At 32.6% G+C, this 6,665-nt stretch carries 8 protein-coding genes and 1 riboswitch; of the genes, 7 read left to right on the forward strand and 1 reads right to left on the reverse strand.

Annotation, left to right across the window (positions count from 1 at the left end; translation table 11 throughout):
- Positions 1–75: 75 nt before the first annotated feature.
- From CIW83_RS17300 to CIW83_RS17310, 3 genes are all read left to right on the forward strand, one after another.
- Positions 76–807: an amino acid ABC transporter ATP-binding protein gene (locus CIW83_RS17300; RefSeq protein WP_094903530.1), complete on the forward strand. Its 732-nt coding sequence runs from the start codon at positions 76–78 to the stop codon at positions 805–807.
- Positions 808–1,274: 467 nt separating this feature from the next.
- A complete protein-coding gene (locus tag CIW83_RS17305; RefSeq protein ID WP_094903532.1) occupies positions 1,275–1,505 on the forward strand; it encodes an AbrB/MazE/SpoVT family DNA-binding domain-containing protein in 231 nt (76 codons plus the stop codon).
- The gene (locus CIW83_RS17310; protein ID WP_094903534.1) at positions 1,495–2,151 is read left to right on the forward strand and encodes a DUF998 domain-containing protein; all 657 of its coding nucleotides are present in this window, start codon (positions 1,495–1,497) and stop codon (positions 2,149–2,151) included. Before CIW83_RS17305 ends, CIW83_RS17310 begins: the two co-directional genes overlap by 11 nt.
- 268 nt (positions 2,152–2,419) lie before the next feature.
- Here the strand turns inward: CIW83_RS17310 and CIW83_RS17315 are convergent, their stop codons facing one another.
- On the reverse strand, positions 2,420–3,361 hold the full coding sequence (locus tag CIW83_RS17315; protein ID WP_094903536.1) for a phosphoglycerate dehydrogenase: 942 nt from the start codon (positions 3,359–3,361) through the stop codon (positions 2,420–2,422).
- Between the two features lie 133 nt (positions 3,362–3,494).
- A riboswitch (purine riboswitch) is annotated at positions 3,495–3,596 on the forward strand.
- Positions 3,597–3,736: 140 nt separating this feature from the next.
- On the opposite strand from CIW83_RS17315, the gene CIW83_RS23940 reads away from it, so the two are divergent.
- From CIW83_RS23940 to CIW83_RS17330, 4 genes are all read left to right on the forward strand, one after another.
- The gene (locus CIW83_RS23940; RefSeq protein WP_235601392.1) at positions 3,737–4,411 is read left to right on the forward strand and encodes a hypothetical protein; all 675 of its coding nucleotides are present in this window, start codon (positions 3,737–3,739) and stop codon (positions 4,409–4,411) included.
- Positions 4,332–4,805 carry a hypothetical protein gene (locus CIW83_RS23945; RefSeq protein ID WP_235601393.1) on the forward strand — a complete coding sequence of 158 codons (474 nt, stop codon included), beginning with the start codon at positions 4,332–4,334 and terminating at the stop codon, positions 4,803–4,805. Before CIW83_RS23940 ends, CIW83_RS23945 begins: the two co-directional genes overlap by 80 nt.
- Before the next feature lie 21 nt (positions 4,806–4,826).
- Positions 4,827–5,372, forward strand: a complete 546-nt coding sequence (locus tag CIW83_RS17325; RefSeq protein ID WP_094903538.1) for a phosphoribosyltransferase family protein — start codon at positions 4,827–4,829, stop codon at positions 5,370–5,372.
- Between the two features lie 390 nt (positions 5,373–5,762).
- The gene (locus tag CIW83_RS17330; RefSeq protein ID WP_201259993.1) at positions 5,763–6,566 is read left to right on the forward strand and encodes a DUF2935 domain-containing protein; all 804 of its coding nucleotides are present in this window, start codon (positions 5,763–5,765) and stop codon (positions 6,564–6,566) included.
- Positions 6,567–6,665 lie beyond the last annotated feature (99 nt).

Below are 6,665 nucleotides of genomic sequence, written 5' to 3' on the forward strand. Positions count from 1 at the left end.
ATAAACACATGAAGAATATGATAGGTAGAATAGAAGATTTCAATGCGAATCGATATTAGAGAGAGAAGGAGAAATATGGAAAAGATACTAGATATTCGACATTTAAGTAAATCCTTTGGAACTCATGAAGTATTAAGAGACATTAATTTTTCAGTAAATAGAGGAGAAGTAGTTTGTATTATTGGTTCGTCTGGTTCAGGTAAATCAACTCTTCTTCGCTGTGTTAATCTTCTAGAGAAACCAAATGGTGGTGAAATTCTTTATAAAGGAGAGAATATTTTAGATGATAATCACGATATCTATGAATATCGTACAAAGCTAGGAATGGTATTCCAACAATTTAACCTATTTAATAATCATAATGTTTTAAATAATTGTATAGTAGGGCAAATGAAAGTCTTGAAAGGTTCTAAGGAAGAGTCTGAAAATATAGCTATGAAATATTTGAATGTTGTTGGAATGGACCAATATATTAATGCAAAGCCAAAGCAATTATCAGGAGGACAAAAACAGCGTGTAGCCATTGCTAGAGCACTTTCTATGGAACCTGATGTTATGCTATTTGATGAACCTACATCTGCCCTCGATCCAGAAATGGTAGGAGAGGTTCTTAAGGTCATGAAAGAACTTGCGGAAACTGGACTTACCATGTTAGTAGTGACCCATGAAATGGAATTTGCAAGGGAAGTGGCAGATCGCGTGGTATTTATGGATAGAGGAATTATTGCAGAAGAAGGTAGTCCAGAACAAATCTTCAATAATCCAGTTAAGGAGCGTACGAGAGAATTTTTGAGACGTATCTTGTAAAAATGGTTGGGCACCATTTTGGTACCATAAATTTTAAGGAGGGCGACATGAGCAACGAACTTTTAGATAGGGGTATTATACTCCCGTTCTGTGAAGTGAACGACGAAAACTAAATAAGCACCTCATGGGCGGCGTTTACTAATTTCCATGCGGGGAGGAATATAGGAACGCTGCTTTTTTCATGTTCTTCTGTCACGCAGTAGGGGTGAAAGAAGCCATGTATCGGGTGCTATTTTGATAGGGTAAGAGAAAGCTTTGAAATCAAATTTTTCTGTTGCCGCTTCATAATATTTCACCCTATTACATTTTACCGTTTACCTTTCCTCTGGGATATGAGTATACATATCAGTACTGACTGAAATAAAGCATATAATACAATTTTGGATGGGCGTTTTCTTGACTTACCATTTGATTGATGATATACTTTTCATGTTAGTATGAAAAGTATGAATGTGGAGGGGTTAAAAATGTCATTACCAAAAGGTAAACATATTTTTGGAACAGTCAAGGTGGGAGAACGAGGACAAATTGTAATTCCTAAAGAAGCAAGAGATTTGTTTGATATAAAATCAGGAGACATTTTATTGGTTTTAGGAGATGAGGAACAAGGGATTGCTATTACAAAAGCAGATGTTATGCAAGAAGTTGCAGTAAAAATCCTTAAAGGGTTAGGGGAGTTTAAGCCAGATGAAAAATAATATAACAAAATCCTTTGGTGTGTCAGATGTAGGTTTCATTCTTTTACTCATTGCAACGATTGGGGATTTGCTTATACCTTTTTTTCTTGCTCCATTTTGCAAAAAGTATAATCATATGACAATGGTGATGAGTTTGTTAGGTAATCGCAATTCCCCAGTACATCTAATATATAACTTGTGGCTCATCGCTGCAGGAATTATGCTTATTCTTGGCGGTTTAAAATTGTATGCAATGTATTTACCTGCTTCAAATATACTTTCGCAAGTATTGCTATTTTGTGTAGTGTTTTATGCCATTGGAGCTTGCATATTATCCGGTATATTTTCAGTTGGAGAAACAAAGGCACTTGTAACCCTACCCGAAAAAATACATGGGTATGGTTCTGTTTTAGGATTTATTGTTTTAACCTTTGTTCCTTTGATTATTGGAATTGTTACCATGTACTCAAACGAGGTAGTTTGTAGTGTTATGTCGTTTATATTTTTTGCTTTGTCTATACTGTTTTTTGCTTTTTTTGTAATGGCTGATAAGGCAAGATTTGAAAATACTATAATTTCTAATGAGGGAATATGGCAAAGATTAAGTTTGCTTTGTATGTATGCGCCGATCATTATGGTTTCATTTAAAAATATATTTATGAAATGAGATGCTGCAATGGTAAATACCAAATGGATTTTATGTCCTATCTGCGGAAATAAAACCTAGGATTATCGGCTCTTTCTTTTTGACGCTGAAACACCACAATCAATATTTTCCCTCATTCACAGGCATAAAAGAAACGCCGACAACCTGCAAAAAACCTAATGTTTATACGGGATTTCGGTGTGTTTCTTATCCCTGCATGGTAGAAAATCACGATTGACAAGGATAGATTTTTTTACTATTCTTTATACATTAATACTCAACATACAAATTAGTATCCTATTTTCAAATTAACTACATTAATGAGTTCTTCGTTATTTATATATCTTTTCATATTTTCATAGGCTATCTCGTATCTTCTTCTGATATACATTTCTGAAGCCCAAGAATTATGAGGAGATATAATCACATTATCCATTTTCCACAAAGGATTATCTTCTGATAAAGGCTCTACTTCAAAAACATCAAGAGCGGCTTTTTTAATTTTACCAGATTGTAGATAATTGATAAGTGCATTCTCATCTATAATGCTTCCACGAGCAATATTAACTAAGTAAGTTCCATCTTTCATATTAGTGAATACACTGTTATCTATAAGATGATGGGTATTATCTGTATATGGGGCAGCTATTACTAAAAAATCGCATTGGGGAACTATATCATTTATTTTATCTATACTAAAACATTGATGAAAATGATTTGCATTTTTTCCGCTGGCGTTAATTCCCAGTATTTTTACACCAAATCCTTCTAGTCTTTTAGCAGCTTCTTGGGCTATAGAACCAGTTCCTATAAATCCTACAGTTTTTCCATATAATTCTAAAAGTGAAGTATCCATTTTCCATATTTTCTTATTTTGTTTATCATAGAACTCTTTACTATTTTTAATCATTTCTAATATCTTAAGCACTATCCATTCAGCTATTGGTATACTATATCCGCCTCTATTATTAGTAAGAATAATATCTTGAGCTATGATTTTATCTATTGGAACTTGATTGATACCTGCACTTAAAAGTTGAATCCATTTAAGATTTGGGAAAAGTCCAATATCTATTTTATTAAATGGATCAAAGCATACCATTAAATCTATATCTTTTATTTCCTCGGAAAAGGTTATATTCCTTTCATCTTTGAATATTATATCAAAACCTAGTTTTTCTAGGCTTTTCATTTCCTCATCTTTGTATTTAAAAGTAAATAATGCTTTCAAAAGTATTCCTCCTTTTAATATTGTAATAATATAATGATACCCACTTGCTTATAAAACCAACCTTTGTTTTATGTTTTAAAATCAGAGTAGAAAAATGTTGTAAAATGTCGAAATATCTGATATATTTATTACGTTAAAATAAAATATTTGCTCTCATATAATCCCGATAATATGGTTCGGGAGTTTCTACAGGATAGCCGTAAAATATCCTACTATGGGTCAGGATAACAGATAAAACTACAAAGGTGGATATATCAATTCTAACCTTTGTTTTCGTTTTGAAAAGACTGGCATTCTTTCCTATAGGAAAGAGTTCCAGTCTTTTGTTTATGTATGTATTCCATTGTTTGAGAGCAACATAAAGGAGAGACATAAATGGACTTATTAAAAGATTTACTTGCAGCACTTAGTGTTATCCTTAATGGATTACCTCAAGGACTTTTGGCATTATCATTTGGATTTGCATCTGTACCCACAGCTTTTGCATTTATTGTTGGGGCTATTGGATGTTTAGTTTTAGGTGTAGTAGCACCAGTTTCATTTCAGGCCGAGACTATTACTTTAGCTGGAACAATGGGAAAAGATATGAAAGAAAGAATATCTATGGTCATTTTAGGTGGAGTAGGGATGACTATTATAGGTATATTTGGACTTCTTGAAAGAATCGTAACATTTATTGGACCTGCAATTACTAGTGGGATGATGGCAGGTGTGGGTATTATGTTGACACGTGTAGCTGTTGATATGGCAAGAAAAAATAAGGTTGTTGGATATGGATCTATTGCTATTAGTTTTATTACCTATATGATTACAAAAGATCTAGTATACACAATTGCAATTTCAGTTATTGCAACTAGTGCTATTGCAATGATCTTAAAGCAGAAATCTGATATCAACATCACTGAAAGAGAAAAAATAAGTTTTCCAGAAGCCTATTATAAATATTTCTGTTGTTCGTGGTGCTTTAGCCATGATATGCTTAAATGTTGGAGCAAATATTGCTTTTGGAAAGATTACTGGAAGTATTGCAAATACCAATGTAAACATTGACCACTTATCCATTGTAAGTAGCTTAGCAGACCTTGCATCTGCAATATTTGGAGGTGGACCTGTTGAGTCTATTATTTCTGCAACAGGAGGTGCACCACATCCTTTGATGTCAGGCGTTTTAATGATGGGTTTGATGGCAATTATTTTATTTGCAGGCTTATTGCCTAAAATGGCAAAATATATACCTAGTGAGTCAATTGCTGGATTTTTATTCGTGTTGGGAGCCATCGTGACAGTGCCTACTAACGCTACAGCTGCTTTAACTGTAACAGGTGTGCCAGGAGGTGCAATTGTTGGAGGAATAACCATGACTGTAACAGCAATCACTGATCCGTTCTTAGGTATGCTTGCAGGAATTATATTTAAAACATTTGCCAGTATACTAGGAATGTAATAGATAAGGAGGAGTAAGATAATGGAAAAGACATATTCTATTGAAGTAGCAGGAGTAACACGTGAGTTACCTATTATACAGATTAATGACAATCTAAGTATTGCAAGCTTTGTAATACTAGGAGATACTGAGTTAGTCTGTGCAGCAGCTCCTGAAATTGTAAAGAAATTACCTGATGTTGATATACTAATAACTGCGGAGGCAAAAGGAATTCCTTTGGTATTTGAAATATCAAGATTGTTAAAGATGAAAAAATATATTGTAGCTAGAAAAAGTATTAAGCCTTATATGAATTCACCTATTATAGATGAAGTTGTATCTATTACAACACAAAAGAAACAATTGTTGTGTTTAGATGAACAAGATGCTGAATATATAAAAGGTAAGAGAGTAGGTATCATCGATGATGTTATAAGTACTGGAGAATCGATTCAGGCAATTGAAAGGCTTGTAGAGTCTGCGGGAGGTATTGTCGCTGCTAAGGCGGCTATATTAGCAGAAGGTGAAGCAGCAGATAGAAAAGATATTATTTTCTTGGAGTATCTTCCGCTTTTTGAAATGGAATAGATTCTTTTACACTAACCATACATTAGCTAATAAAGACTCCTATCACTATAAGGAGTCTTTATTCTTTACAATGAGCTTCTTTTCATAGACTCTTACTGATGTTTCTCTTAAACTTATGAGAAAGTTTGCTTACTCAAGAGTTTATATTGTTTTTATATCTCATTAGGTTTCATGAAATAATATATATTAATTTTAAATTTATTTAATTCTTTTATTTAAATTTGAAATTAGATTTAGAATCTATTCAAAAGAACGGCTAAAATCATTAAAAAATTCATTTCTTATATATTAAATTTGTACAAAGCTTATGAAACAGCATAAATTATACATTTCTTAAAATTTCAATCATAAATATATTATTGAATAGTATTTATGATTGGAGTGATATATTTGAGTAATATTAATTTTGAAAGTACAGCTCTATTTGAACATCGATTTTGGCTTCAGATATTAGGTGACCATGCAAGATTTATTTATAATACTTTGTCGCCTTCTGAAATTGACAAGATTGAAAAAGCTAAGTATTTCATTGGCATATTTGATCTGCTACTAGACGAGGCTAGAAAACCATTATCTATCGATGAAATTCAAAGATTAACACAAAAGGCTTACCAACATGCTAAAGATATTGGAGAATTTAAATTACAGTTATTAAGGGAACATCTAGTAGGGGAGATATTAATAGGGCTTACACCTACATTTATAAACCATATGGTAAATGAGTTAGAAGAATATCTAAGGATTTTAAGTTTTTTATTAAATAATGAAGTACCTACTGCTCATCCTTTATATTATCATAATCTATGGCTTCCAGATGCTGAAGGGCATGCAGGTGCAATTCTATGTGAATTAGATAGTGTTGAAAAAGATCTAAGAGAGAAAAGTAAAGAATTCGTAGTATTTTTTAGTGATTTATATAATAAAGCACATGAATTTTCAGGATATTTGAGAGCAGGTCTACAAGAATTTCCAGCTTTACATAGGTTAAATAATCAAGTGGAATTAAAGATACTATTATTTATGATGTTTCTAAAAGAAATACAGGAACTTAGAATATCTAAGGAAGCAGTTGGAACATTAATGCCCCTTATGCCTGACCACATGTTTAGAGAAGAATGTTATTATTTAATTAAGCTATCTCAGGTATCCCAAATTAATATGCCAGACTGTGATCCAACTAAGCCAAGAATTTAATGGTTTAAGTGCTAGGTTGCTAACCTAGTGCCTATTTTATTGTTTATGAATACCACTCGCTAATGAAGTGCACCCCAAAAGATATTATTGATAGGTTGT

Source organism: Tissierella sp. P1 (genome assembly GCF_002266425.1).
In the GTDB taxonomy this organism is placed as follows: Bacteria; Bacillota; Clostridia; order Tissierellales; family Tissierellaceae; genus Tissierella; species Tissierella carlieri.

Bases quoted from the DNA above. Each gene is read 5' to 3' on its own strand.
- CIW83_RS23945 (WP_235601393.1), top strand. From the start codon at position 4,332: ATGATATGCTTAAATGTTGGAGCAAATATTGCTTTTGGAAAGATTACT.
- CIW83_RS23940 (WP_235601392.1), top strand. From the start codon at position 3,737: ATGGACTTATTAAAAGATTTACTTGCAGCACTTAGTGTTATCCTTAAT.
- CIW83_RS17325 (WP_094903538.1), top strand. From the start codon at position 4,827: ATGGAAAAGACATATTCTATTGAAGTAGCAGGAGTAACACGTGAGTTA.
- CIW83_RS17310 (WP_094903534.1), top strand. From the start codon at position 1,495: ATGAAAAATAATATAACAAAATCCTTTGGTGTGTCAGATGTAGGTTTC.
- CIW83_RS17305 (WP_094903532.1), top strand. From the start codon at position 1,275: ATGTCATTACCAAAAGGTAAACATATTTTTGGAACAGTCAAGGTGGGA.
- CIW83_RS17300 (WP_094903530.1), top strand. From the start codon at position 76: ATGGAAAAGATACTAGATATTCGACATTTAAGTAAATCCTTTGGAACT.